22 protein-coding genes are annotated in these 25,332 nt (G+C 68.5%); 9 read left to right on the forward strand and 13 right to left on the reverse strand.

Features of this window, described 5'->3' with window-relative positions:
- Positions 1-7 precede the first annotated feature (7 nt).
- The 3 genes from NC7_RS02695 to NC7_RS02705 are packed head-to-tail and all read left to right on the forward strand — an operon-like array spanning position 8 to position 4,655.
- Positions 8-1,219: an HpcH/HpaI aldolase/citrate lyase family protein gene (locus tag NC7_RS02695; protein WP_067978263.1), complete on the forward strand. Its 1,212-nt coding sequence runs from the start codon at positions 8-10 to the stop codon at positions 1,217-1,219.
- Positions 1,216-3,831, forward strand: a complete 2,616-nt coding sequence (locus tag NC7_RS02700) for a phosphoribosyltransferase (RefSeq protein WP_157101811.1) — start codon at positions 1,216-1,218, stop codon at positions 3,829-3,831. The genes NC7_RS02695 and NC7_RS02700 overlap by 4 nt, the downstream gene beginning before the upstream one ends.
- Positions 3,828-4,655, forward strand: coding sequence for an HAD family hydrolase (locus NC7_RS02705; RefSeq protein ID WP_067978265.1), 828 nt, complete (start codon positions 3,828-3,830; stop codon positions 4,653-4,655). Before NC7_RS02700 ends, NC7_RS02705 begins: the two co-directional genes overlap by 4 nt.
- 245 nt (positions 4,656-4,900) lie before the next feature.
- Here the strand turns inward: NC7_RS02705 and NC7_RS02710 are convergent, their stop codons facing one another.
- The 3 genes from NC7_RS02710 to NC7_RS02720 are packed head-to-tail and all read right to left on the reverse strand — an operon-like array spanning position 4,901 to position 6,996.
- Positions 4,901-5,662, reverse strand: a complete 762-nt coding sequence (locus NC7_RS02710; protein ID WP_067978267.1) for an AIM24 family protein — start codon at positions 5,660-5,662, stop codon at positions 4,901-4,903.
- Between the two features lie 3 nt (positions 5,663-5,665).
- Positions 5,666-6,361, reverse strand: a complete 696-nt coding sequence (locus tag NC7_RS02715) for an AIM24 family protein (RefSeq protein WP_067978268.1) — start codon at positions 6,359-6,361, stop codon at positions 5,666-5,668.
- An 11-nt stretch (positions 6,362-6,372) separates the two neighbouring features.
- Positions 6,373-6,996: an AIM24 family protein gene (locus NC7_RS02720; protein ID WP_067497217.1), complete on the reverse strand. Its 624-nt coding sequence runs from the start codon at positions 6,994-6,996 to the stop codon at positions 6,373-6,375.
- 137 nt (positions 6,997-7,133) lie between these two features.
- On the opposite strand from NC7_RS02720, the gene NC7_RS02725 reads away from it, so the two are divergent.
- Both NC7_RS02725 and NC7_RS29955 read left to right on the forward strand, forming a co-directional pair.
- On the forward strand, positions 7,134-8,480 hold the full coding sequence (locus NC7_RS02725; RefSeq protein WP_067978270.1) for a TerD family protein: 1,347 nt from the start codon (positions 7,134-7,136) through the stop codon (positions 8,478-8,480).
- Between the two features lie 22 nt (positions 8,481-8,502).
- Positions 8,503-10,308 carry a TerD family protein gene (locus NC7_RS29955; RefSeq protein ID WP_236573164.1) on the forward strand — a complete coding sequence of 602 codons (1,806 nt, stop codon included), beginning with the start codon at positions 8,503-8,505 and terminating at the stop codon, positions 10,306-10,308.
- Positions 10,309-10,310: 2 nt separating this feature from the next.
- Here the strand turns inward: NC7_RS29955 and NC7_RS02735 are convergent, their stop codons facing one another.
- The 3 genes from NC7_RS02735 to NC7_RS02745 form a co-directional block, all read right to left on the reverse strand.
- Complete coding sequence (locus tag NC7_RS02735) at positions 10,311-12,008, reverse strand: glycosyltransferase family 87 protein (RefSeq protein WP_236573225.1); 1,698 nt, start codon at positions 12,006-12,008, stop codon at positions 10,311-10,313.
- A gap of 90 nt (positions 12,009-12,098) precedes the next feature.
- Complete coding sequence (locus tag NC7_RS02740) at positions 12,099-14,258, reverse strand: transglycosylase domain-containing protein (RefSeq protein WP_307613592.1); 2,160 nt, start codon at positions 14,256-14,258, stop codon at positions 12,099-12,101.
- A gap of 807 nt (positions 14,259-15,065) precedes the next feature.
- Positions 15,066-15,485 (reverse strand): DUF5318 domain-containing protein, encoded by a 420-nt coding sequence (locus tag NC7_RS02745; protein WP_159372838.1) that lies wholly within the window; start codon positions 15,483-15,485, stop codon positions 15,066-15,068.
- 123 nt (positions 15,486-15,608) lie between these two features.
- On the opposite strand from NC7_RS02745, the gene NC7_RS29460 reads away from it, so the two are divergent.
- From NC7_RS29460 to NC7_RS02765, 4 genes are all read left to right on the forward strand, one after another.
- Complete coding sequence (locus NC7_RS29460) at positions 15,609-16,673, forward strand: DUF1707 SHOCT-like domain-containing protein (protein WP_067978273.1); 1,065 nt, start codon at positions 15,609-15,611, stop codon at positions 16,671-16,673.
- A 4-nt stretch (positions 16,674-16,677) separates the two neighbouring features.
- A complete protein-coding gene (locus tag NC7_RS02755; protein WP_067978275.1) occupies positions 16,678-17,475 on the forward strand; it encodes a DUF1707 SHOCT-like domain-containing protein in 798 nt (265 codons plus the stop codon).
- A 154-nt stretch (positions 17,476-17,629) separates the two neighbouring features.
- Positions 17,630-18,187, forward strand: coding sequence for a PadR family transcriptional regulator (locus NC7_RS02760; protein WP_067978277.1), 558 nt, complete (start codon positions 17,630-17,632; stop codon positions 18,185-18,187).
- Positions 18,180-19,289, forward strand: a complete 1,110-nt coding sequence (locus tag NC7_RS02765; RefSeq protein WP_067978279.1) for an inositol-3-phosphate synthase — start codon at positions 18,180-18,182, stop codon at positions 19,287-19,289. The genes NC7_RS02760 and NC7_RS02765 overlap by 8 nt, the downstream gene beginning before the upstream one ends.
- Positions 19,290-19,378: 89 nt before the next feature.
- Here the strand turns inward: NC7_RS02765 and NC7_RS02770 are convergent, their stop codons facing one another.
- The 7 genes from NC7_RS02770 to NC7_RS02800 form a co-directional block, all read right to left on the reverse strand.
- On the reverse strand, positions 19,379-19,744 hold the full coding sequence (locus NC7_RS02770) for a type II toxin-antitoxin system death-on-curing family toxin (protein ID WP_067978281.1): 366 nt from the start codon (positions 19,742-19,744) through the stop codon (positions 19,379-19,381).
- Positions 19,744-19,956 carry a toxin-antitoxin system HicB family antitoxin gene (locus tag NC7_RS02775; protein ID WP_067978282.1) on the reverse strand — a complete coding sequence of 71 codons (213 nt, stop codon included), beginning with the start codon at positions 19,954-19,956 and terminating at the stop codon, positions 19,744-19,746. The genes NC7_RS02770 and NC7_RS02775 overlap by 1 nt, the downstream gene beginning before the upstream one ends.
- Positions 19,957-20,036: 80 nt before the next feature.
- Positions 20,037-20,468 (reverse strand): GyrI-like domain-containing protein, encoded by a 432-nt coding sequence (locus NC7_RS02780; RefSeq protein ID WP_067978284.1) that lies wholly within the window; start codon positions 20,466-20,468, stop codon positions 20,037-20,039.
- A gap of 3 nt (positions 20,469-20,471) precedes the next feature.
- Positions 20,472-20,933, reverse strand: a complete 462-nt coding sequence (locus NC7_RS02785; RefSeq protein ID WP_067978285.1) for a GyrI-like domain-containing protein — start codon at positions 20,931-20,933, stop codon at positions 20,472-20,474.
- Positions 20,934-21,103: 170 nt separating this feature from the next.
- The gene (locus tag NC7_RS02790; RefSeq protein WP_067978287.1) at positions 21,104-23,368 is read right to left on the reverse strand and encodes a transglycosylase domain-containing protein; all 2,265 of its coding nucleotides are present in this window, start codon (positions 23,366-23,368) and stop codon (positions 21,104-21,106) included.
- Between the two features lie 65 nt (positions 23,369-23,433).
- A complete protein-coding gene (locus NC7_RS02795; protein WP_307613590.1) occupies positions 23,434-24,339 on the reverse strand; it encodes a carbohydrate ABC transporter permease in 906 nt (301 codons plus the stop codon).
- On the reverse strand, positions 24,339-25,316 hold the full coding sequence (locus NC7_RS02800; RefSeq protein ID WP_067978288.1) for a carbohydrate ABC transporter permease: 978 nt from the start codon (positions 25,314-25,316) through the stop codon (positions 24,339-24,341). The genes NC7_RS02795 and NC7_RS02800 overlap by 1 nt, the downstream gene beginning before the upstream one ends.
- Between the last annotated feature and the right edge of the window lie 16 nt (positions 25,317-25,332).

Genomic DNA, 25,332 nt, shown 5'->3' on the forward strand with positions numbered 1-25,332 from the left:
GGGGGGAATGACCGCAGGCTACGCCATCGCACCGGAGGTGAACCTGCGAAAGCAGGTCCCGCTCCGCCACTTCCAGCATCTGCAGGGCCCGCGCAGCCGGGAGCTGTTCCTGGTCGAACCGGAACCGATTCCCGGGACCGCCGACCGCGAACTCCTCGCGACCGCGCTCGGGGCCACCCTGTACGTGCCCGCCACGCGCCCCGACCTGGCCGCGACCATTCTGCGTCGCGCCGCACGCGGCGTGTGCTCGATGGTGATCGACCTCGAGGACGCCGTCGCCGACCACCAGGTGGAGGCCGCGAAGGAACACGCGGTCGACACCCTCGACCTGCTCGCCAAGTGCGAGGACCCGGTGCCGATGCTGTTCGTGCGCGTGCGTGACGCGCAGACCGTCACCGAGTTGGTCGACCGCCTCGGCCCCGGCGCCGAGGTGCTCACCGGTTTCGTCTTCCCCAAGTTCGACGCCGTCACCGGACCCGCCTACCTCGCCGCGCTCGAAGCGGCCGGTGACCGCCTCGGCCGCCCCGTCTACGGGATGCCGGTGCTCGAATCGGCGAACCTCGTGCACCGCCAGACCCGCGACGAACAGCTCTCGCGCATCGCCGACATGCTCACCGAGCACCGGCACCGGTTGCTCGCGGTGCGCATCGGCGCCACCGACATGTGCTCGACCTTCGGCATCCGCCGCGACCGCGATCTCACGATCTACGACGTGCGGGTGATCGCCGACGTGATCGCCGACATCGTCAACTACCTCGGTCGCGCCGACGGCACCGGTTTCATCATCACCGGCCCGGTGTGGGAGTACTTCGCCGATCACGAACGCATGTTCCGTCCGCTGCTGCGCACGGCCCCGTTCGAGGAATCCGACGCCGTACCGTTCCGCCAGTACCTCGTGAGTCGCGACCTCGACGGGCTGCTGCGCGAGATCACCCTCGACCGCGCCAACGGCATCCAGGGCAAAACGGTGATCCATCCGTCGCATGTGGCCGCCGTCCACGCGCTGTCGGTGGTCACGCACGAGGAGTACGCCGACGCCCTGCACATCATGGAGGCCGATGTCGGCGGGGTGGCTGCCTCCGAATACCGCAACAAGATGAACGAGATGCGCCCCCACCGCAGTTGGGCCCGCCAGACGCTGGTCCGGGCTCGCGCGTTCGGGGTGGCGAACAAGGGAGTGTCCTTCGTGGATCTGCTGACGGCGATGGTCGCGGAATGAACGCGGTGGATGCCGTCGAAATACCTTGGGCCACCGAGCATCTCGGGATTTGCCTGCAGCACGGGGAGTCCTTCGCGTCCCAGGAAGTGACCGCTGTCGACGCCGGGTCGGACGCGCGCGACTCGGCCACGCGGGTGGACTCCTCCGCCGCGGGTCGGCTGCCTGCCGAGCCGGGTGCCGAAGTGTCGCGTGAGCCGTCGATCGATGACCTGGTGCGTCCGGGTCTGCGCCGCAACCCGCGGCGCGCTCATCTGCTGGTGTCCACCGTTCTGGGCAAGCACCTGCCGACCGACCCCCACGTGGTGATCGGGGCGGGCAATCACCTGGCCGATCTGGTCGCGGACAAGCTCGGCGGGCGTGCGGCCGTTGTCCTCGGATTCGCGGAGACGGCAACAGGTCTCGGGCATTGCGTGGCCGCGCGCCTCGACGCGGGGTGCTACCTGCATTCCACCCGTCGCCACGAACCGAGGGCAACCACGCTCACCGGTTTCGAGGAGGGGCATTCCCATGCCACCTCGCACCTGCTGCAACCGGCACCGGCCGACATCTTCGCCAACGAGCTGCCGCTGGTCCTCGTCGATGACGAAATCTCCACCGGCGATACGGCTATCGACGCCGTGCGGGCCCTGCACGAGTTCGCACCGCGTTCGCACTACGTACTCGCCTCGCTGGTCGACCTGCGGACACCCGCCGACCGCGACAAGTTCGAGAAGTTCGCCGCCGAGCTGGGTGCGCGAATCGATACCGTCTGTCTGGCAACGGGTCTGGTGTACCTGCCCGTCGGTCTGGTCGACGCGGTGGCGGCGCTGCCGGAGCCGCGACTCAATCCGCAAGCGGCGCGGCCTGGTTCCTTCACGCGTCTCGAAGTGTCGTGGCGCAGCGATGTTCCCGAGGGTGGTCGGCACGGGATTCTGCGCACGGACAAGGCGGCTTTCGACGATGCGGTGAACGGTGTCGTCGACGAGGTGCGTGCACGACTGGATGCCGAGTTCAACGGACGTCCGGTGATCGTGCTCGGCCACGAAGAACTCATGTACCTGCCGGTGCGCCTGGCCGCCGGGCTGGCCGACGCGGGTATCCCCGCTCGCTTCCAAACCACCACCCGCTCACCGGCTTACGTTCTCGACGAACCTGGCTACCCGCTGCGCCGAGGTTTCCGCTTCACCGCGCCCGAACCCGACCCGACCGCCCAGCGCTACCTCTACAACGCGCAGTGGGAGGGTGAGAACCCGGTCCTGCTGGTCGTCATCGACCCGCCCGCCGACACGCCCGAACTTGTCGCCCCCGGCGGTCTGGTCGATGTGCTCACCGCGTCGGGTGCCGATGTTCTGGTCGCCGTCGTCCCGGGCGCCGATCCCCGTGAACTGCACGCCTCTCGCCTTGCGCAAGCGTCGGACGAGAGCGCGCCGCGCGATGCCCGTGGTCGGGAAGAGGATCACTGGGTCGGACAGTCGCGCGGTACCGGTGAGCTCGCTGTCGGGCCGAACGACTTCCCTGCTCCGCTGCACGGCCCGGACTTCGGCTCGTACGCGCGCGAGGATGTCTCGTGGCTGCTCACGGACCTCTCCGACGTCGACCTGGAAGCCGATGTGGCCGAACGCGAACGGCGCATTCAGGCAGGTAAAGCCCATTACGCCGAGTCGCTGCCGGTGGAGTACCAGCCCGACGCCGCCTACCGCGAACTGTTCGACCGCGTGCTCGCCGAGAGCGCCGAGCGGCTTGCCCTGGCCGTGGCGACGGTTGCCGAACTGGTCGTCGCCGAACGCGGCGAGAACATCGTGCTCGTGTCGTTGGCCCGCGCCGGTACGCCGATCGGTGTGCTGATGCGACGCTGGTTGGCCAGCGGTATCGGGCGCCCGGCTTTGGCCGTGCCGCACTACGCCGTATCCATCGTCCGTGATCGTGGTATCGACTCGGTAGCCCTGGATTACCTTGCCCACCACCATGATCCGTCCGCAATTGTGTTCGTCGACGGCTGGACCGGCAAGGGCGCCATCACCCATGAACTCACCGCCGCCCTGAACGCCTATCACGCGGCGGGTGGTGCCAGGTTCGACGACGAACTCGTCGTGCTGGCCGACCCGGCCAATTGTGTGCGAACCTTCGGCACCCGTGACGATTTCCTCATCGCCTCGGCTTGCCTGAATTCGACTGTCTCCGGCCTGGTCTCACGCACGGTGCTGAACGAGAAGCTGATCGGTCCCCGTGACTTCCACGGCGCCAAGTTCTATCGCGAACTGGCCGCCGACGACGTGTCGAACAAACTGATCGACACCGTCACCGCCGCCTTCGAATCCATTCGTGACAAGGTGCCCGCCGCCGTCGCCGCGATCCGGGATTCCGACCGAACCCCCGACTGGTCGGGCTGGGCGTCGGTGGAGAAGGTGCGTGCCGAATACGGCATCAGCACAGTGAATTACGTGAAGCCCGGTGTCGGCGAGACCACCCGGGTGCTGCTGCGTCGCGTACCGTGGCGAGTGCTGGTGCGGGAAGCCGACGCACCCGAGCACGCCCACATCCGCCTGCTCGCCGCCGCACGCAATGTCCCGGTGGAGGTGGTGCCGGATCTGGCCTACTCCTGCATGGGTCTGATCAAGGAGCTAGCGCAGTGACCGCCCTGTTCGCCACCGACCTGGATCGCACGATGATCTTCTCGCGCAACGCCTTCCACGGCGCCGACGCCGTCGAGAAGGAGTGCGTGGAGTACTACGAGGGCGAACCCCTGTCGTACATGACCACCACCGCCGTCGCCCGATTACGGGAGTTGGCCGCGATCGCGCCGGTGATCCCCACGACCACCCGCACCATCGAGCAGTTCCAGCGCATCCACCTACCCGGTGCGCCGTGGCCTTTCGCCATCACCAGCAACGGCGGCAACATCCTCGTCGACGGTATCCCCGATCCGGCGTGGCGGCTGTCCATCGACGAACAGGTGAACGCGACCGGCGCGACGCTCGCCTCCGTCGGTGCCGAATTGCGTTCGCGCATCGACGGTTCCTGGGTCAGCAAGTACCGCGAGGCCGACGAATTGTTCTGCTACCTCGTCGTCCGACCCGAGGCCGTTCCCTCGGGCTTCCTCGCCGAATGGGACACCTGGTGCCGCGCCAACGGCTGGTCGGCCTCCCAGCAGGGCCGCAAGATCTACACCATGCCCGACGCGGTCTGCAAAAGCCTCGCGGTCGCCGAAGTCCGCCGCCGCCTGACCGAATCCGGCGAACTACGCGAAGGCGCACACCTTTTCGCCGCAGGCGACGGCGCCCTCGACGCGCAGATGCTGAAAGCCGCCGACGCCGCCATCCGCCCCCGCCACGGCGAACTCGAGGAACTCGCCTTCACCGCCCCCAACCTCACCGTCACCGAGTCGAGCGGCATCCTGGCGGGCGCGGAGATCCTCGCCTGGTTCCACGCCGCCCTCCCCCTCGCCGACCCGGTCTGACCTTCCTACGCGCTCACTGCGGAAACGCCTGGTAGGTCACCGAATTTTGCCTTCACATCGAGGGATACGACAGTCCGGCCGGATTCCGCCGCATGCGCCGCGATGATGAGGTCGCGTGCGCCGCTCGGCCTTCCGGTCCGGCGTACATGCGCGAGCAGTTGCGCGTGCCGGGTGGCTGTTTGGTCTGAGTATTCGAGGATCTGAATTCTGGTGATTCGACCAGGTCGGACCGCGGAATGCCCAGCTCAGTACTGCTGCTGACCGGCGAGTTTCTGGGTGACGACGGCCTGGATGCGTTGCAGGCCGCCCACGCTCACGCCGCTCTGCAGCTGGCCCTCGATGGTGCGGACCAGGGCGTTGTCGCTCATCACCTTCTCCGAGGACTGGATGAGGACGGTGCCCGCGCCGGTGAAGTCGAACTGACGTTCCTCGCCGGAGGTCGCGCCCATCGCGGCCGCGCCCGCTGACAGGAAACCGGTGATCCAGCCCTGGTCGTAGTGGTGGCTCGGGGAGGGGCAGTCGGCCCAGCCGACCAGCGCCTCCGGGTCGACGCGCAGCGGCGGCTCGGCGAACATCACCGGTCCGTTGGACGAGGCGAGGAACTTGCCGGTGCCGATGAGAGTGAGGAAGCCGGGCACGATCGACTGCTTGAGCGCCAGGCCGGGCTCGAAGGCGAGCAGGTTGGCCCCGCGGATCGTCAGGTTGCCGTCTTCGAGATCGTAGGAATTGATGTCGTAGCCGCGGTCGCCGATGATGAGCTTGCCGTGGCCCTCGGCCACCACGTACTCACCGGCGAACAGCGGCGCCGAGAACTGGCTGCTCACCATCTGGGTGAGATGCCCCTGCAGACCGTGCGTGAGCAGCTGGAAATTGATCTGCCCGTAGTAGGCGATCATGGCGCCCTTGCGCATGAACCACGGCCCGGTCAGATCGATGCTGTAGGCGTAGCTGTTGCCCGGAATATTGTCGCTGGCGCCGAGATTCATGGGGGACAGAATTTCGCTCATGACTCACAACTTCTCTTCGGAGGCCTGCACGTACACGACACCCTGACCGTGGCAATGCAATTGCATCGCCTCGCCCGAGCCGCGACCCACCGCGTCGCGCCAGCTCATCGCCGCCTTCAATTCGGTCTGCACGTTGCCGTACGCCGCGACGAACGCCTGCGGGTCGACGACCACCGGATTCGGCCCGCCCACCTGCAGTTCCAGGAACCCGCCGTGCGCGAGCAGCACCGCCGAGCCCTGACCGCTCAACTGCGTGGTGAACATGCCCTGCCCGGTCGCCACACCGGCGGCGGCACCGCGCAACGCACCCATCAGACCGCCACCGCCGCCACCACCGGAGCTGGCCACCGACACCACCGAGGCCTGCAATCCGGCCGTGTTGGCCAACAGACGCGAGGCCTCCACCCGCAGCACGGCCCCGGGTTGCATCTGCACGACGTGCACCTCGAGACCGGCGAAGCCGTAATGCACGACGCCGTTGCCGCGCGCGAGCATCGTTCGTTCGTGCTCGCCCGCCATCATGGCGCCCGCCATGCGCATCAGCCCGCCGCCGCCCATGCCGCCGCCCGCGCCGGGAATCTGGTGCGGGGAGAACTGCACCTGACCGGTGTAGAACAGCATCGCGCCGGTGCGCCCGACCACCCCGCCCGCCTGGGCGATGTCGGCCTTGACGACCTTGCTGTTGACCTTCTCGAACATCGTCGCTTCCCTTACCGTTCCGCGGGCTGGATCAGCACGACGCCCTGGCCGTCCCACCGCAGCGAGAAGGCCTCACCCGCGTCCTGGCCGACCATGGTTCGCCAGGAGACGTCGGTGACGAACGACTGGTTGAGGTTGCCGCGCGCCGCGACGAACGCGTCGGGATCCACGATCAGCGGATACTGCGGCGACACCTCGAGGTGGATCAGCGGACCACCGGCCGACAGCAGCGCCACCTGGCCCTGGCCGCTTACCGTGGTGGTGAAAAGTCCACTGCCCGAAGACATTCCGCCGACACCGGCGAACCGGACGTCGGTGCGCAGATTGCCCGCGAAGGCGAGCAACTGCTGCGACTCGACCTGCAGGGTGTCGTTGTTCAGGTTCACCACGGTGACGTTCTGGCCGTTGACCGCGAAGAACACCCGGCCGTTGCCGGTGCATTCCATCAGCGACAACTTCTCGCCGGTCGCGCGGCGCTTGAGGCCGTTGAGTACGCCCTCGCCGCCGCCGAACCCGGCGGACTTGAACTGCACATTGCCCTCGTAGGCAACCATCGATCCGGCGATCGCGCGGATGCTCGTCCCCGCGAGATGCGCCTCGATCACCTTCTTCGATTGTTCGAACAACTGCGCCATTCCTGGCCCCTTTGAAAGGCGGGTGCGACGCCCCGATCCGACAGCAGCGTCACCCTAACCGATCGGGAGGCTGAACGCCCGGGCCCGGTTTCTCGTACAGTGACAACAAGACCGCACCGACAAGCGAAGGGTCGAACTTGTCTGCAACACTCGCCAAAGGTCAGAACGGTCCGCTGGCCGTCAGTGACGTGGTGATCTCACTCCAGCTCACGGCACCGGCCGATCTGTCCGCGCTGCTCGTCACCGAGGCGGGCAAGGTCCGCACCGACGCCGATTTCGTGTTCTACAACCAGCCGAGCGGTCCTGGGGTCGACCTGCGGCCCGGTCCGGCCGGGCAGCCCGCCTCCCTCGCGGTGTCGCTGCCCGCCGTGCCCGCCGACATCGACCAGATCCGCGCGGTCATCACGCTCGACGACGCGAACAGCAATTTCGGTCGTTCCGCGCCGCCGACGGCGATCATTTCCGACGCCTCGGGCAACCAGCTGTACTCGTATCTCATCGAGGGCCTCGACGCCGAGTCGATCGTGATCGCGTTGGAGCTGTACCGCCGTCAGGGCGGCTGGAAGGTGCGCGCCGTCGGCCAGGGGTATGCCGGTGGGTTCGCCGCCTTGGTCACCGATCACGGTGTGCAGGTGGATGATTCGCCCGCGCAGCCCGCCGCCGCCCCGCAGCAGGCCGCCCCGCCACCGCCGCCCGCGCCGAGTTACCAGCAGCCCGCCCCCGCGTACGCGCCGCCCGGCGGGGGTTATCCGCCCCCCGCGCCGCCGCAGCAGCCCCCGACCGGCGGTGGCTATCCGCCGCCGCAGCAGGGTGGTTACCCGCCGCCGCCCGGTGGGGCCTACCCGCCGCCCGCCGCCCCGGCCGCGCCGCCGCAGCCGACCGGCGAGGTCAGCCTGAGCAAGGATCGGCCGGTCAGCCTGCAGAAGGGGCAGCGGGTCACCCTGCGCAAGGAGGGCACCGCGCTCACCTTCGTGAAGATGGGACTCGGCTGGGACCCGGTGCGCACCCGTGGCATGTTCGGCAACCGCACGGTCGACATCGACCTCGACGCCTCGGTGTGCCTGTTCGCCGACCAGAATCTGGTCGACGTGGCCTACTACGGTCAGCTGTCGTCCAAGGACGGCTCGGTACGCCACCAGGGCGACAACCTCACCGGTGAGGGTGAAGGCGACGACGAGATGATCCTCGTCGACCTCACCCGCATCCCGGCGCACATCTCGACGCTGCTGTTCATCGTCACCTCCTACAAGGGCCACACCTTCGAGCAGGTGCAGAACGCCTTCTGCCGCCTGATCGACGGCACGACCAACGGTGAACTCGCCCGCTACACCCTCGCGGGCGGCATGCCGTTCACCGCGATGGCGATGGCGAAGGTGTACCGCGTCGGTGGTGACTGGAAGATGCAGGCGCTCGGCGAGGGATTCCAGGCCAAGCACCCCGGCGAGGCCGTCCCGCAGCTCGGCCGTTTCCTCGGCCGCGACTGATCCACACAGCAAGGCAGACACAGTGATTCACCTGAAGGCAGGGCAGAACACCGCACTGACCGCCGACGCCGTGCGCTTCACCGCGCAGACCACGGGCACCGTCGAACTCGGCGCGCTCGTGGTCGGCGAGGATCTGCGGGTACGCGACGAACACGATCATGTGTGCGCGTCGCGGCCCTCGGCTCCGGGCGTTCGGTTCGACGGCGGTTCGGTGGAACTCGCCCTGTCCCAGGTGCGTTCAGACGCGCACGCTGTGCTGTTGTTCGTCGCCGCCGGTCACGTGCTCGCGCCGGTGACCGCTTCGCTCGCCGAGAACGGTGTCCCCGCAGCGGAATTCGTCATCGCGCCGACGGCGGGGGAGAGTTCGCTGATCTGCCTCGAGGTGTATCGCCGGGGAACCGGCTGGAAGTTGCGTGCGCTGGGTCAGGGGTATGCCGGTGGTGCTGCTCAACTGTTGAGCACCCACGGCGTGCCCAACCGAAGCGGCAGTGGCCCTGCTGCTTTCGGGGACCACACCGCGGACGGTGCGCAGTCCGGCGGGTTCGCGCAGGGCGCGTCCCTCGGCGGTACCGGCCAGGGCAGTGTCGCGGGTGCTGCTCAGGGTGGTGCGCCGGGTTCTGCGTATGGCGGCGGTAGCGGCCACGGTGTTGGGCAGGGCGGTCTCGCCGGCAGTGGTGCCCCGGGCGTCGGCGCCCAGGGCGGCGCAGCGCACCAGGGTGGGTCCGTCCCCGTTTCGCCTGGTTATGGGACAGCTGCGTCGGCGGGCCAGGGTTCGGGGGCAGGCGTCCCCACCGAATCACACACCCAACCGACACCCTCGCCCGGCATCCCGCTCGAAGTCGACCACGGCCTCCAGCGCATGTGGATGATCTTCGAAGACGCCGCGCGTTCGGCGGCTGCTCTCGTCTCGGCCCGCGACTATGCCGCCAAGCGGTTGGATCAGGAACTGTCGGAAGCGGTTTCGAACCCGGCCACCCGTAACACCCCCGCCGCCGACGCCGCTCGCCAGGCAGCGCAACGCCGCCACGACGAACTCGTCGCGACCGCCGATGCCGACCACCGTCGCGACAGCGACATGCTCGCCCGCGAGATCGCCGAGGCCGACGCCGTGATGCCCGCGGCACTGGCCTCCTGGCTCGCCCCCGCGTGGACCACCCGCGCCGCCGCCAGCGACGGCATCCGCCTCGGTGAGCTCTACGCACCCGACCGGGGCGACCTGCGCGTCCCGTATTGCGTTCCAGTACCACTGAATCGGCCGCTGTGGGTCGAGACGGAGTCCAGCGCCGCCGCCTCCCGCGTGGTCGGCGCCCTGCTGGCTCGCCTCGTCGCCGCCATCCCCGAGCGCCCCACCCGCATCGACCTGATCGACCTCACCGGCGGCCTGCGCGGCCTGGCCACCCCCCTGTCTCCGCTGCTCGCGGGCCCGGTGATCGCCGACCACCTCGACATCTCCCCGCGCCTGGCCGAACTCGCCAACGCCGCCGAACTGGCCGAAATCGCTTACCACGCAGGTGAAGTGGCGCCCCCGCGCGAACACCGCATCCTCGTCGCGGCGGACTTCCCCCACGGCTACCAGGCCGCCGACGTAGTCCGCCTCGGCCAGCTCATGGTCCGCGGCGACCTCATCGGCCTCTCCCTCCTCATCGTCGGTACCGCCACCCCCGACGCCGCCGACGCCCCCGCCACCCTCCTCTCCCAATCCTGCCGCCACCTCCCCACCCTCCCCGGCACCCCCCTCTTCGACCCCTGGACCGGCAACGCCTGGGAACTCGACCTCGACATGCTCCCTCTCGAGCCTGAACTCCAGGCCCGCTACCTGCGGATGTAGCCTCAGGGGGTGCGCGGAGGTCCCGCGTCCGCGCGGACCGCGTCCGGATGGACAGCGTCGGTCCAGCTCCTGCGTGGTTGTAGGAAGTCGGGGAGCCAGGGGAGGAGGGGGTCCGGGGTGCGGTCGAGGATGCCGCCCGCGGGGTCGTCGACATCGTCGCGGCGGACCAGGTCGGCTTCGGGGCGCAGGATTTGGTAGATGATCAGTGCGCACAGGCCGAGGACGGCCAGGTCGCGCAGGACCACCGTGCCGGTGAACCACTGTTCGGACAGGCCCTTGTTGTCCTCGCCGAGGTAGTAGAACATGCGTGGCACCCAGACCAGGGCGTCGATTGTCATCCAGGCCAACAGGATTCGGCGGTGCGGCAACGCCAGCACGGCCAGCGGGACCAACCACAGGGAGTACTGCGGGCTCCACACCTTGTTGGTCAGGAGGAATGCCGCGACCACGAGGAAGCACAGTTGGGCGAGGCGAGGGCGGCGGTTGGCGGTGAGTGCCAGGTAGGCGATGCCCGCGCAGGCCAGCACGAATAGCAGCAGGGAGACCGAGTTCAGGATGGCCGGGGGTTCACCGTGCGCCAGCGGACCGTCGAAACCCTCCCAGCCGGTGAACGAGGCGATCACGTTGTAGACCGAGTCGGGGTCGGCGTGCCGGGTGGTGTTGAGGCGGAAGAACTCTCGCCAACCGTTCGGGAACAATGCCGCGATGGGCAGGTTCACCGCACCCCACGTGGCGAGCGCCGCGGTGACGGCGAGCGCGGCCGAACCGAGCGGCCGCTGGGCGAACACGGTTGTCCGCGCGGGTGTTCCACGCAACCAGGTACGAGCCGAGGCGAGACTGTCGATATCGCGTAATCGCAGACCGACCTCGGCGGCGGGGGTGCGTCGCATCGGGTCGGCGCGCAGGCACAACACCACGATCGGGCCGAGCAAGAGCAGCGGGTACAACTTCGCGGCGCCGCCGAGACCGAGCAGTACTCCGGCGAGCACCGGCCGCCGCCGCGCCCACGCCAGCAGGCCGGTAGCCGCGAAAGCCGTTGCGAGGGCGTCGAAATTGGTGAAGATGTGCACGATCACCAACGGCGACACCGCGATCAACGCGGCATCCCACACCCGGCGCCCGGCTAGTCGCGACGACGCCCACACCGTGATCAACCAGCCGACCGACAGTCCGAGCGCGACCACATTGAAGTACACGACCACCGACAGCGCACCGGGCAGCGGTAGGTGATCCCACACATTGCCGATCTGCATGGCCGCGTACTGGTAGAGCCCCGAAAGCACCGGGTACTCCATGTATCTGACCTCGGTGCCGCCCTCGGGCGTCGACTCGATCCAGTACTTCTTGTACGGGAACGCGCCCTCGTTGAGCCGTTCGGCACCGTAGAGGGGCACCGTGTCGGAGTAGCACATGGCCACGTACTGGCGGCCGTTGTTCCAGTCGAGCGTCAGCCCGCCCGCGCCGTCGTCGGTCTGCTGGATGCAGCTCGCCTTCGTCGCCCAGCCGAGCGCGAGGAACACGACGGTGAAGGCGAACAACACCCGTAGCGGAGTCCAGAAACGGACCTGCCCGATCAGCGCGTGCGCGCCGACCGGGCCGCCGATCACCGTCGACAGTTGCGAGGTGAGGGAATCGTTGCGGCTCGGGCGGTCTCGCGCGTCGATCGAACGCAGGTCCGGCGCCAGCGGCGCGGGCGACACGTACCTCGGCTCGCGGCCGGGCCAGGTGTCACTCGGCGTCGGCTGGTCCGCGAGTTGCTGATCGGTCACGACATCCGAGGCTACCGGTGGCTACCGGGAGCGCGTCGGTGTGGCTCCCGCGCCGCCGCTCTCCTCGTCGTCGTTGCCGCCACCACCAGGCCTGCCGTTGCCGTTGCCGTTGCCGGGTGACTCGCCCGGCGTCGCGGTCGGCTGACCGGGCAGCGGGCCGGTGGTCGGCTCGGCCTGCTGCGGCGCCTGCACGGCGGGCTGCTGCACACCGGGCACGGGGATGCGGATACCGGGCAGGATCTCCACCTGGGACGGCACGATCACCGGCGGCGCGACGGTCGGCGCGGTGGTCTCCGGCGCCGTGTAGGGCGCCGACCATTCCGGCACACCGGCCTGGCCCTTGATCGCGGCAGGCTTGGGGAACGTCTCGGTCGGGGTGCCCGACAGCGCGCCGTCCATCGTGGCCTTCCAGATGTCGGACGGCAGACCGGAACCGTAGATGTGCGAACCGCCGTAGTTCTTCAGCGGGTCACCCTGCTCGGTACCGACCCACACCGCGGTCGACAGCGACGGCGTGTACCCCACCATCCAGGCGTCGCGGTTGTTGCCGGTGTCACCGAGCTGATGGGTACCGGTCTTGGCCGCCGACTCCCGGCCACCGGCCAGGTTGTGGTTGTTGGAGTAGGCCGCGATCGGCTTCATCGCGGCGGTGACGTTGTCGGCGACGGCCGCGCTCACTCGCTGCTCACCGGCCGGTTCGCCGCGATCGAGCAGCACCTGCCCGTCGGCGGTGACGACGCGCTGCACGAAATGCGGCGCGTGGTACATGCCGGAGGCGGCCAGCGTGGCGTAGGCCGAGGCCATGTCGAGCGGCCGCGACTGGTACTGGCCGAGGATGATGCCGTTGTTGGGGCCCGCTCCGTTGGGTTCGGTGAGGGTGGGACCGACGCCGGGCAGCTCCTTGGCGATGCCGAGCTTGTGACCCATGTCGGCGATCTTCTGCGGACCGTTCTGCATGTCGAGCTGCATCCGGTAGAAGCTGGTGTTGAGCGAGCGCTTCAGCGATTCCGCGATCGTGCACATGCCGCAGGACTGACCTTCGACATTGCCGATCTCGATGCCGTTGACCTTCAGCGGCGAGCTGTCGTACATCTGCGACAGCGGGATACCCAGCTCGAGGTTGGCGGCCAGGCCGATCACCTTGAACGACGAACCGGTCGGCAGGCCCGCGTTGGCGAAGTCGAAGCCCTGACCGTCCTCACCGCCGTAGTAGGCGCGGACGGCACCGGTGCGCGGGTCGATGGACACGACCGCGGTGCGCAGGTTCTCGGGTTCGCCGTCGAGCTTGTTGCGCGCGGCGTTCACCGCCGCCTCCTGCGCCTTCGGGTCGATGGTCGTGGTGATCTGCAAGCCCTCGGTGTTGAGCTGCTGCTCGCTGATCCCCGCGGCCGACAGCTCCTCGAGCACCCGGTTCTTCACGTGCCCCTCGGGCCCGGAGTCCAGGCTGTTCTCGCCGAGCGAGGCGATGGGCACCACGGCCGGGTACTGCATCGACTGACGTTCGGCGGCGGCGAGGTTGCCGCCCGAGACCATGCCGTCGAGCACGTAGTTCCAGCGCGACTTCGCGCCGGTGGGGTTCTTCTCCGGGTCGAGCAGCGAGGGCAGCTGGATGGTCGCGGCGAGGACGGCACCCTCGGACACGGTCAGCTCCTGCACCGGCTTGCCGAAGTAGGCCTTGGCGGCGGCGTCGATGCCATACGCGCCGCGACCGAAGTAGATGGTGTTCAGGTAGGCGGCAAGGATCTCCTCCTTGCTCCACTGGCGGGCCATCTTGGCCGAAATCACCAGCTCGTGCATCTTGCGGGTCATCGAGCGCTCGTCACCGACGAGCGCGTTCTTCACGTACTGCTGGGTGATGGTCGAACCACCACCGGCGCTTTCCTTGCCGAGGATGTTGTCGCGGGCGGCGCGGGCGAAGCCCGACACCGAGAAGCCCGGGTTGGTGTAGAAGTCGCGGTCCTCGGCCGCGATCACCGCGTTGCGCACGTGCGGCGGGATCTGGTCGATGGAGACCTCGGTGCGGTTGCCCTGCGGCGGCACCACCTTGCTGATCACGCTCGTTCCGTCGGCGGCGTAGATCATGGCGACCTGATTTGTCTCGAGGTCTTCCGGCTTGGGCACCGAGACAGCGGTGTAGGCGACGAGGAAAACGGCACTCGGCACGACGATGGCCAAGGCCATCAGGACATACAGTGTCCGGCGCACGGCGCGCCACGGCGATTTCTTGGTCACCGCCCCATCCCTACCGGAGCCGTCGTCGCCCCCGCCACCGTCGCGGCGGTTGCGCGGCCCGACCGGCGGAGGTGTGCCGCCGGTTCCGGTGGCGCGGCGCTCGCCGGTGGTCGGTCCGCCCGGCCGACGGCCCGCACCGGGGCGCGCGGCGACGGGGGTACCGCCGGTGCGCGGACCCCGCGTCGTCTCGTCGCGCACGGTCCGACCCGGATGACTCGCCCGCACCGTCGACTCGTCGACACCGGGACGTGGAAGTTTCTGCGTAGCCCCGGCAGCCCCGCCCGCGGCAGGCGGACGACCCGCTCCAGGCCTGCCCTGCGGCGCACCCGGACGCTCCTGCGGTGCTCCGGGACGCTGACCCGGCTGACCCGGCCGACGCGGCGGCAGCCCACCCGGCGGCGGCGCGGGCTGCCGGTTCTGTGGCTGCGGACCACGCGCGCCCGGCGCGGGCCCACGTCCGCTCGGCGCGGGTGGACGCCCACCCGGCACGGGACCGCCCTGCGGGCGCGGCGGCCCGGCGTTCGGCGCGGGCCGACGCGGCGGACCGCCGGGACGATCACCGGACTGCGGACCTGGCTGTGCGCCCCGCGACGGTCGGCCGCCGCGCGGGTCGTCACCGTAGGGGGAGGGCTCGTAGGGCGAACTCACTGACCAGATCTCCATAACTCGTTAGGTTCGACCGGCACACGACATCCGCGCCGGCGAACCGGCGCGGATGTCGTGCACCCCGAACTGCGGCGCATCATGCGGCCGCCGTCATTCGGCTGCAGAGCGACGTCCCGCTCTCGGCCCCGCCCGGCGGCGGGCGGGCGCGGGCGCCGACCCGAGCACGTACGACTGCACCAGGTGGTTCCAGCTGCACGAGCGGCACACCTCGACGACGTGCACCGAGAATTCCTCGTTCGACTCTGCCATCCGCGTCAACTCGTCGGGTGTGCGCGCCGACCCGGCGGCCTGGCCGAGCCCGTCGCCGAAGACCCACGACACCAACGTCAGCTGCTCTTTTCGGCAGATCGGGCAGGTCACCTCGCTGCCGCGGCCGTGGAACTTCGCGGCCCGCAGCAGGTAGGGATTGGCATCGCACACCTCGGCGACGCCGACCCGCCCGGCGTAGACATCGGCGAGCAGCGACCTGCGCCGGAGCGCATAGTCCACCACCTGCCGCTGAATTCGCACGATCACCAGAGTAGCCGGGTTTGATTTCCACCGCCGGTGCCACCGCTTGTTCTCCTCGTCGGCCGTACACTCCCGATACCGGGTTGGTTCCGGGTCTTTTCGCAGGTGAGGCATGGCAAGCAAATGGCAGATTCGCCACCGGCGCGTTCGGTCGCCGATTCCCGGACGAGGGCGCGTGATATCGATCGCGCCGAGGTGTCGACCGTGCTTGACGCGGCCTACGCGGAGGGTCAGCTCGGTGCCGACGAGTATCACGACCGGGTGCGACGTGCCGGTTCGGCGCGCACGCTCGGGGAACTGGGCGGCCTGACCGCCGATCTGCAGTCACCCGCCGTGTTCGGCCCGCCTGCCGAGCGGAAGCGGTTCGGCCGCAGGCATTCCGGTGAGTATCCCGCCAGGACGAAGGCACGCGACGGCGACCGCGCCCGCACCGTCGCCGCGCTCGACGCCGCCCGCGCCGACGGGCAGCTCGACGCCGACGAGCACACCGCCATGGCGGAACTGGCGGCCGAAGCCCGTACCCTCGGCGAACTGTCCACCCTCGTCGCCGAATTGCAGCAGCGTCCGGCGGCGCCGGTGAAACCGAAGGCGCGCAACACCTTCCGCATCGTCACCAGCGCCGCCGTCGCGCTGGCGGCCGTGGGCGGTTTCGCCTGGACGATCCGCGCCGACGAACCCGCCGCACCGGCACCCGAGACGACGATCAACTACAACGCCGCCCCACCGCTGGTCATCCCGACGCCGAAACTCGACACGGTCGTCGGCTTCATCCAGTTCCGCGACGATTACCGCGCCAAATTCGGTGACACCCTCGTCGACGAGGCGGTCCTGCACGACGAGCATGCCTCCGCGGTCCGCCGCGCGCCGGACAACGGTGACTGGACGGTCGACTACACCTACCGCGGCGGTTTCGACCGCTCGAATTCGCAGGTCACCACCCGCAAGCGCGATGCCGTCGACATCGACCTCGCCCAGGTGAACACCGACGCCCTCGGCGCGGTGCTGAACACCGCAGCCGCCACGCTCAACGTCCGTGACGGCGTGGTCACGCACCTGCGGATCGCCGACACCAGCTGGGTCGGCCGACCCGCGATCACTGTGTTCGTGCGCAACGAGGTCTCCCAGTCCGGACATCTGGTCCTCGCGCTTTCGGGCGAGGTGCTCGAGACCAACCCGTACGAAAGGTGACGTCATGAAGACCACCTCCCCGGCGAAAACCCTGCGGGCCCGCGACGCCGACCGCGCCGACGTGTGCGCCCTGCTCGACGCCGCCCTGGCCGACGGCCAGCTCACCGAGGCCGAGCACGGCAAACGCACCGCGACGGCCATGCGCGCCGAGACCTTCGGCGCCCTCGACCGTCTCGTCGACGATCTGCAGGTCCCCGGCGAACTGGCCGCCACCCCCGTCGCGCGCGGTGCGCCGCGCGCGCCGCGCCGCTGGTGGATCCCGGTCGGCGCGGTGGTGCTCGCCGGTCTGCTCGGTGCGGGTGCCGGTCTGGCCGGGCGCACCGTCGGCGACGCCGTCCTCGGTCCGCCGCTGCCGGACCTGACCACCGGCAACGGTTTCGCCCACTTTCTGGCCGACTATCGCGCCGAATACGGCAGCACCCTCGCCGACGAGTTGACGCTGTACCCGGAGTACGCGCTGGTCGAGCGGGATTCCGGCAAGCCGGGCAAGCAGGACGAGCTGCAATATCGCGGCGATTTCGAGCGGTGGGGTTCGCCCGGTTCGCGCTCGCCCGGCACGCGGTCGTTCGACCTGGGTGAGGTGGATCTGGCGAAGTACGCCCGGCTGATGTCCGGCGCCCCACAGACCACCCGGGTGCCCGGCGGCTGGGTGTCGCACGTCCTCGTCCGGTTCCCGCCGGGCGGCGCCAAGGATGCCGAACCCGAGATCAGCATCTACGTCGAGAACGAGGCCGAACAGAGCGGATATCTGAAGATCCGGCTCGACGGCGAACCGATCGCGGTGTACCCGGAAGACTCCTGACCTGCTGATACGTCGGTATCCGGCGGTCGTTCCCCCGCTCCTGTGAGGGATACGACTGCGCCCAGATGTATCGCTCCGATATAGTGGGAAGTCGCATCCATCGGTTAGGTCCGTTCGGCCTGTCAGGCCGTCATAGTCAGGGAGTGAGGTCGGCATGCTCGAGTTGGCGATTCTCGGCCTGCTCCTCGACGCGCCCATGCACGGTTACGAGCTGCGCAAGCGGTTGACGGGCCTGCTCGGGGCGTTCCGGGCCTTCTCCTACGGTTCGCTCTACCCGACGCTGCGCCGGATGCAGACCGACGGGTTGATCGCCGAGGAGATACCGGAGGGCGCGACCGCGCGCCGTGCGCGCCGCGTCTACCGGCTCACGCCGGTCGGGCGGGAACGGTTCAAAGAACTCCTCGCCGATACCGGTCCGCAGAACTACACCGATGACGGCTTCGGTGTTCACCTGGCCTTTTTCAGCCGCACCCCCGCCGAGGCGAGGATGCGGATCCTGGAGGGCAGGCGACGCCAGGTCGAGGAGCGCCGAGAGGGTCTGCGGGAAGCGATCAAGAAGGCCAGCGGCTCGCTGGATCGCTACACCCGCCAGCTCCACCAGCTCGGATTGGAATCAAGCGAGCGCGAAGTGCGCTGGCTCAACGAGTTGATTGCGGCGGAGCAATCGACGAAGGCGGCACCACAGAAAGAGGGAAAGAGCGGCCATGAGTGATGTCAACAAGGTTGGATCCGGCGAAGTACGCGTCGCGATCGTCGGTGTGGGCAACTGCGCATCGTCGCTGGTGCAGGGCGTGCAGTACTACAAGGACGCCGACGAGAGCGCGACCGTTCCCGGCCTCATGCACGTCAAGTTCGGTCCCTACCACGTCAAGGACGTGAAGTTCGTCGCCGCGTTCGACGTCGACGCCAAGAAGGTCGGCTTCGACCTGGCCGAGGCCATCTTCGCCAGCGAGAACAACACCATCAAGATCTCCGACGTGCCCCCCACCGACGTGACGGTGCTGCGTGGTCCGACCCTCGACGGCATCGGCAAGTACTACGCGCAGACCATCGAGCAGTCCGAGGCCCCGGCGGTCGACGTGGTCAAGGCCCTGAAGGATGCCAAGGTCGACGTCCTGGTCTCCTACCTGCCGGTCGGCTCCGAAGAGGCCGACAAGTTCTACGCCCAGTGCGCCATCGACGCGAATGTCGCGTTCGTCAACGCGCTGCCGGTGTTCATCGCCTCCGACCCGGTGTGGGCCAAGAAGTTCACCGACGCCGGTGTCCCGATCGTCGGCGACGACATCAAGTCCCAGGTCGGCGCGACCATCACCCACCGCGTGATGGCCAAGCTGTTCGAGGATCGCGGCGTGGTGCTCGACCGCACCTACCAGCTCAATGTCGGCGGCAACATGGACTTCAAGAACATGCTCGAGCGCGACCGGCTGGAGTCGAAGAAGGTCTCCAAGACCCAGGCCGTCACCTCGAACCTCACCGGTTCGCTGGCGGGCAAGGTGCACGACCGCAACGTCCACATCGGTCCCTCGGACTACGTGGAGTGGCTCGACGACCGCAAGTGGGCCTACGTGCGCCTCGAGGGCCGTGCCTTCGGTGACGCCCCGCTGAACCTGGAGTACAAGCTCGAGGTGTGGGACTCGCCGAACTCGGCGGGCATCATCATCGACGCGGTCCGCGCGGCCAAGATCGCCAAGGACCGGGGCATCGGCGGGCCCGTCATCCCGGCCTCGGCCTACCTGATGAAGTCCCCGCCGGAGCAGATCGCCGACGACGTCGCGCGCACCCAGCTCGAGGCGTTCATCATCGGCGCGGATTAATCTCTGAACGAAAAAGCCGGTGTCACAACAACTTTTGTGTGACACCGGCTTTTCTGTTCCGGGGAGACGTGCCCCGGTGCCATCGCGGACTACTCGGGGCGTGGCTCGACCTCGAGTTGCGACGCGAGCCAAGCCACTTCGGTCTGCTCCGAGGCGATGGTGTCGATGAGCGCGACCAGGGCATCGCCGGTGACGCCGGGCGCAAGGCCATAACAGCCGAGTAGGAGCCGGACCGCGACCCATGCGGTCATCTGGTTGCCCTCGATGAACGGCCGGTCACGGATGACCGATTGAAAGACCGCAGCGCTCTTCAACTCCGGTGTCGGGTAGGCCTGCTGTCCGAGCACGATCTGGTCCGGCCGAGTCGCGGCCGCGGCAACCAGGCCCAGATCCCGAATGGCACCGCGCCCCTCGGTCACTCGCTGATTGCACTTGATGAGTGCTTCCGGACGCACTACTCGGCTTCGCGAATCAGCGCGAGGAGATCGGTGTCCTCGCGCATCACCTGATCCAGGATCAGATCTTCCTTGCGGCTCAGCGCGCGCATCGCGACCCAATCTCGCAGGGCGTCACAAATCGCGCTGTTGAGCGACGTGTGCGATGTCTCGGCTTCGGTAACAGCAGCAGCGTGCAGGTCGTCAGGCAACCGGAGGTTCAGATTCGCCATGGCACCACTTTAGCACCACTGGAATCGGCAGGCCCTTGGCTAGAGTGCGTCGAATCACCCGAAGTCGGCCAGGGTTCGATTCAATCCAGCGAGACGTACACCTCGACCGAGGTGGGCCCGGTGTAGCGCTCCAGTTCCGCAGTGTGGGAGCGGGTGATGGTTCCGGCGTTCTCGGCTTTGATCACCTGGGCCCAGGCGGTGCGCAGCAGGTCGTAGGGCTTGTCGGAGACGACGAACTTGGCGTAGCGGCCCGCGGGGATGCGGGCGAGGACGTCGCCTTCGTCTACGTCGTCGAGGTCCGCGACCTCGTAGCCGAGGACCGCGACGGCGTGGTCGTTCTGGCCGATGTAGGCGGCGGTCCGGGTCACCGGCTTCTCGCGCGACAGGTAGCGGTCCCAGGTGAAGTTCACCAGGTCGAGATCGCGGGCGGTGACCTCGCGACCGGCCAGCGGGACGGTGAGTCCGGCGATCAGGCTGTTGTCCAGGGTGACGATCTCGAAGTCGGCGGTCATCGGCTATTCCCCGCTCTGCGCGTCGGTCAAGGAAACGAAGATCTCGACGGTGCGTTCGTCGGGGTACTGCTCGCAGTCGCCGGTGTAGGCGCGCACGAACTCGCCCGCCGCCTCGGCGTCCCACACCTGCCGCCACAGCGCCACGATGGTGTCGCCGATCTCGTCGCCGTGCGCGACGAAGCGCGCGTAGCGGCCCGCCGGAATGCGGGCGAGTACGTCGCCCACCTGCAGGTCGGCCAGGGTTTTGCACTCGTAGCCGACAATGTGGGTGAGGTAGGAGTTGATCTCGGGCGCGAAGTCGACGTACCCCGTCGCGAACGGTCCGGGTAAGTCCTGTCGTGCCCGCAGCCGCTGCCACGCTTCCACCACCTTGGCGCGTCGCGGCCCCTCCACAGCGAGCGCCGGACTGCGCAGCACAGTGCCCGCGATCAGCATCTCGGGACGGTCAACGACATTGAAATCCACCTGCGTAGCCCCTATGTCTAGTCTCGTCGTCGCTCGAGCGCACATCTTCCCGTATGGATACGACAGGTTGCGCGCCGGGATTGCGCCGGCGCCCGACCTCTGGATGCGCCCTGGCCAACGATGTTGCCATGTCCGTGTTGATGTGTGGTCACGCCTGTCCAATCCGTGATCTATCGCGGCGCGTCACCACCCAGTCCGGGGAACCATTCGCCGGGCGTACTCGGGCTCGGTGCGGGCGGGATGATGATGATCGGGGCCGGATTGCGTGGTGTGTCGCTCGGCGGATTGAGAATGTCGAATCCGCCACCACCACCGCCTCCACCGGACGCGGGCGGCGGCGCGGGCACCAGTGACCCGCTGCCGCCAAGCGGCGGCGTCGGGAACTCCTCCGCGGGCGACCCGGCGAGCGCGCTGTCCATCGTCTGCTTCCAGATGTCGGCGGGCAGGCCCGACCCCCAGATCGGGTTGCCTCGGCCGTCGCGCAACGGCTGCGGATGCTCGGTGCCCACCCAGACCGCCGTCGACAGCGACGGGGTGTACCCGACCATCCAGGCGTCCTTGTTCGCCTTGGTCTCACCCAGCTGGGTGGTCCCGGTCTTGCTGGCCGACGGCCTGCCCCCGGCCAGCCCGTGCCCGTTGGAGTAGTTCGCGATCGGTTCCATCGCCCGCGTCGTCGTGTCGGCGATGGCCGGACTGATCCGCTGCTCCGGCTCCGGAAGTTGTTTGCCCCTTCGGGTTTCCGGCGCGCCGCGATCGAGCAGCACCTGGCCGTTCCCGGTGGTCACCCGCTGCACGAAGTACGGCTGCCGATACACACCCGACGCGGCGAGCGTGGCATACGCCGACGCCATGTCGATCGGCCGAACCTGATACTGCCCCAACACGATTCCGTTGAGCGGTGGCTCGCCGCCCTCGGTGAGGGACTCGCCGTCCACCCCCGGGATGTGCTCGGGGATGCCCGCAAGATGCGCTGCCTGGGCGATCGAGCGTGGTCCGTCACCCATGGTCATGGTGAGCCGGTAGAAACTGGTGTTGAGCGAGCGTTTCAGCGCCTCGGCCAGTGAACACCGCCCACACGAATCGCCGTCGGCGTTGGTGATGGTCGTGCCTCGATCGGTGATCGGGGAACTGTCGATCGCCCGCGTCACCGGGATGCCCTGCATCTGGGCGGCGACGAGTGCGAAAACCTTGAAGGCGGAACCGGTTTGCAGCGGCGCCTGGGCGAAGTCGAAGCCGGTGCCGTCCTCGCCGCCGTAGTAGGCCCGCACCGCACCGCTGCGCGGGTCGACCGACACCACCGCCGCCCGCAATTCCGGTGGCTGCCAGGCGGTTCGGGCGCGCACGCTGTCGACGGCGCCCGCTTGCGCGACCGGGTCGATCGTCGTGGTGATCTGCAGGGCACCGGTGTTGATGTCGGCGTCGGTGAGCCCGGCGGCGCGCAGTTCGCGCAACACCATGGTGCGGATGTGTCCCTCGGGGCCGGAGGCAACGGGTTCGGTCGCCACGTCGTCGAGGGCGAGGATCGGTGGGAACACCGTCGCGTCACGGTCACCCGGTGCGAGCACGCGCATCTCGACCATCCCGTCGAGCACGTACTGCCAGCGGGCGCGCAGCTGGTCGAAGTGGTTCTCGGGATCGAGCACCGAGGGTGAGCGGATCACGGCGGCCAGCACCGCCCCCTCGGCGAGGGTCAGCTCGGGCACCGGTTTACCGAAGTAGGCCTTGGCCGCCGCCGCGATGCCGTAGGCACCGCGCCCGTAGTAGATGGTGTTCAGGTAGGCGGCGAGGATCTCGTCCTTGCTCCACTGCCGCGACATCTTCGCCGCGATGATGAGCTCGCGCATCTTGCGGGTGACGGTGCGTTCGGAGCTCAGGAAGGCGTTCTTCACGTACTGCTGCGTGATCGTCGACCCGCCACCGGCGTTGTCGTGTCCGGCCAGGTTGTCCCTGGCCGCGCGCAGGAAGCCGCTGGTGGAGTACCCGGCGTTGGTGTAGAAGGTGCGGTCCTCGGCCGCGAGCACCGCCTCCCGCACGTGCATCGGTACCTCGGTGAGCGGAATCGGGATCCGGTTTCCTTGCGGCGGAATGATTTTCGCCAGCACGGTGGTGCCGTCGGCGGCCAGCACGGTCGCCGGTTGCTCGACGGCCACCTCACCCGGTTCGGGAATCTCCGAACTCCAGTACACCGCGACGAACAGCAACGCGGGCACACACACGAAGATCACGAACAGCGCGAACACCAACCGCCGGATCCGCTGCGCCCTGGTGCGCGGTGGGCGCGGTGGACTGTCGTCGTCGGCCGCCAGCCGGGCAGCCTGGGCTCGCCGGGCCGCTCCCTTGCGCGGTCGCTGCTCGCGCAGTGGATCCCGGAAGCCTGCGATCGACGTATACGGCACGTCCTCGTCGGAACGCCCGCGCCTGCCGGCCACGACCATCTCCTCCCGTCGGTGCAGGCGACTCTACCCGTCGTCGCCGCCCAGATCCGGGAGGAGCGCGCCCGTCAGCTCTTCACGCCGCCCGCGGTGAGGCCGGAGATGATGCGGCGCTGGAAGATCAGCACCATGATCACCAGCGGCACGGTGACGATCACACCGGCGGCCATGATCGCCGCGTACGGCTGCACCAGCGGGTCGTTGCCGGAGAAACTCGCGATGGCGACGGTCACCGGCCGGGTCTGCTCACCGGAGAGAAGCCGGGCGAGCAGGTACTCGTTGACCGAGGCGATGAACGCGAGGATGGCGGTGGTGAACACCGCGGGCGCGGCCAGCGGCAGCATGATGAGCCGGAAGGCCTGCAGCTTGCTCGCACCGTCGATGCGCGCGGCTTCCTCGAGTTCCCACGGCAGTTCGGCGAAGAACGACGCGAGGATGTAGACCGTCAACGGCAGCACGAACGAGATGTTCGGGATGATCATCGCCTGGTACTCGCCGATCCAGCCGAGATCGGTGAACAGCTGGAACAGTGGCGTCACCAGCACGACGGCCGGGAACATCGACGCCGACAGGATCAGCCCCGACACCAGGTACTTGCCCGCGAAGGTCATCCGGGCCAGCGCGTACGCGGCGAGCACACCGAGGGCGAGCGCCACCGCCGTGGTGGCCGAGCCGATGATGACGCTGTTGAGCAACGCCTTGCCGAAGTCGTTGCCACGGCTGGTGTCGAAGGCGTTGCGGAAGTTCTCCAGCGTCACGTGCGTTGGCCACGGGGTGCTGGAGAAGGTGTGGGCAGGGTCGCGGAACGCGACGACGGCCATCCAGTAGAAGGGACCGAGGCCCCACACCAGCACGATCGCCACACCGAGGTAGAGCCGGACCGTGCGGAGCTTCTTCCGCCACGGCGAGGGTGGTGCCACCACCGGGGCCTTGCGTGCGGCGGGGGCGGGCTCTTTGGTCATCGAGATGCTCATCAGTGCGCCTTCCGCTGTTCTTCCTGCGTGCGAACGGCGTTGGCGCCCAACACCTTCACCAGCACGAAGGCGATGGCGAACACGAGCACGAAGGTGATCGTCGACAGGGCGGCCGCACTGTTGGGGCCCTGGCGCACCTGTTCGACCACCAGTACCGACAGCGTGCCGGTGGCCGGGTTGGCACCGGTCATGATCGCGGGCAGGTCGTACATGCGCAGCGCGTCCATGGTGCGGAACAGCACCGCGACCAACAACGCGGGCTTGAGCAGCGGCAGCGTGATGTGGATGAACCGCTGCCAGGCGGTCGCGCCGTCGACCTTGGCGGCCTCGTACACGTCGTTCGGAATCACCTGCAGCCCGGCCAGAATCAGCAGCGCCATGAACGGTGTCGTCTTCCAGACGTCGGCCACGATCACCGCGAAGCGCGAGGCCCACACCTCCGTGGTCCACAGGATGTGGGTGCCGAGCACCCGGTTCACCACGCCGTCGTACTGGAACATGAACTCCCACAGCCGCGCCGTGACAGCGGTCGGGATGGCCCACGGAATCAGCACCGCCGCGCGCAGCAACGCCCGGCCGCGGAAGGTCTTGCCCATCACCATGGCCATGCCGAGGCCGAGGGTGGCCTCGATGGTCACGGTCACCACGGTGAAGAACAGGGTGACCCCGACCGCCGCCCAGAACTGGGAGCCGAGCGTGCCGGTGGGGCACGCGCCGGTGCCCATCAGCGAATTACATTGCTGCAGCAGCCAATGCGTGTAGTTGTCCAGCCCGGCACTGCCGCCCTCGACGAACATGCCGGTGGCGGGGTCGATGCCCTCGTCCTTGCGGAACGACATCCACAGCGCCTGGAACACCGGATACCCGATGACCACCGCCAGTGCGACCATCACCGGCGTGACGAACAGCCACGCCTTGCCGGATCGTCGCAGTTCCAGCGCTAGCCCGCGCTGCTTGGCTCCCGAAGGATCCGACACCGTTTCTACTCTCCTA

Source organism: Nocardia caishijiensis NBRC 108228, from assembly GCF_001612825.1.
Taxonomy (GTDB): Bacteria; Actinomycetota; Actinomycetes; order Mycobacteriales; family Mycobacteriaceae; genus Nocardia; species Nocardia caishijiensis.